Origin of the sequence: Streptomyces sp. SID3212 (assembly GCF_009865405.1) — a bacterium.
GTDB lineage: Bacteria > Actinomycetota > Actinomycetes > Streptomycetales > Streptomycetaceae > Streptomyces.
The window spans coordinates 1-1,463 of record NZ_WWJY01000471.1 but is presented as its reverse complement, the minus strand read 5'-3'; the positions used below and the strand labels follow the sequence as shown (position 1 = coordinate 1,463).

The following is a 1,463-nucleotide window of genomic DNA, read 5'->3' as shown; positions in this document are numbered from 1 at the left end:
CCGCGTTCCGCAGGCCGGGCTGCGCGCCCGCCGGCCTGGTGAGCAGGGCCACCAGGGCCATCGCCACCGCCGCGACGGCCAGTGCCTGCGGCAGGGTCAGCGTCTCGTCCGGAGTGGTCCCCGCCGCCGTCGTCAGGATGATCGCGAGGCCGACCAGCGTGAACGCCGTACCCCGCCACTCGCCCCTGCTGACCTGCCGGCCCGCCCGTCGCGCGCCGAGCGGCACCGCCGCGACCAGGGTGAGCGCGCCCAGCGGCTGGACCACGGTGAGCGACCCGTACGTCAGGGCCGCGACGTGCAACAGCGCCCCGGTGGCGTTCAGTCCGACCGACGACCACCACGTGCCGCGCCGCAGCAGGGTGAGCAGTCCGGTGCCGGGGTCCGTACGCGCGGCCAGCCGCTCCTGCGCCACCGCCGCGGAGGCGTACGCGACAGCCGAGACAAGTGACAGCGCCACCGCGACGAGCGTTCCGCCATTCATCGTGAGCCCCCTGATGAGACGAGTGGAACGGTGTCGGGTACGGCGGACGAGTGGGGGTGGGGTACGTCGGAAGACTCGGGTACGGCGGAAGAGTCGGGCTCCTTGGACGACCGTACGATCAGCGAACCCCGCCTCGGCACCCGGATGAACGCCAGCGCCACCCCCAGCAGCGCCACCGCCACGATCGCGTCGAGCCAGTAGTGGTTGGCCGTGGACACCACCACGAACAGCGTCATCAGCGGATGCAGCAGCCACAGCCAGCGCCACCGCGAACGCGTCGCGGCGATGAGGCCGACCGCCACCATCAGCGCCCACCCGACGTGCAGCGACGGCATCGCGGCGAACTGGTTCGACAGCTGGTCGCTCGCCGGGCTCGCCCCGTACACCGACGGGCCGAACACCCGCCCGGTGTCGATCAGGCCCGTCGAGGCCAGCATCCGCGGCGGAGCCAGCGGCACCAGCAGGTGCAGCACGAGCGCGGCTCCGGTCAGCGCGGTGAGGACCCGCCGGGACCAGACGTAGTGGACGGGCCTGCGCCAGTACAGCCACGCGAGAAAGAGCACCGTGGCCGGGAAGTGCACGGTCGCGTAGTACGTGTTCACGACGTGGACGAGCGTGTCGCTGTGCAGCAGGGCCCCCTGCACCGCCCTCTCGCTCGGCAGATGGACGGCGCGCTCGAAGTTCCAGACGTCGTGGGCGTTGCTGAAGGCTTCCCCCGTACGGCCGTCGGCGAGCTGCCTGCCGAGCTTGTAGACGAGGAAGAGTCCGACGACGAGCAACAGCTCGCGGATGAGGGGCGGTCGGGCGGAAGGTTCCTGCTTCCGTTCGGCGGGCCCAATTCGGGCGTTCATTCACCCGACCCCTTTGCGTGGACGACACGGCGTGGTGCTCACGGCGCGTTGAAGCGGTGACGCGGTCGTGCCACGCCCTATCGATACGCCACTGTACCGATACGGATCCGTATCGGTACAGTGGCGTATCG

1 protein-coding gene and 1 pseudogene are annotated in these 1,463 nt (G+C 71.0%); both read right to left on the bottom strand.

Annotation, left to right across the window (positions count from 1 at the left end):
- Nucleotides 1-481: pseudogene (locus GT042_RS14045) on the bottom strand (hypothetical protein); the annotation flags it as partial.
- The gene (locus tag GT042_RS14040; protein WP_161309040.1) at nucleotides 478-1,332 is read right to left on the bottom strand and encodes a phosphatase PAP2 family protein; all 855 of its coding nucleotides are present in this window, start codon (nucleotides 1,330-1,332) and stop codon (nucleotides 478-480) included. The gene GT042_RS14040 and the pseudogene GT042_RS14045, both read right to left, overlap by 4 nt.
- Nucleotides 1,333-1,463: the final 131 nt, after the last annotated feature.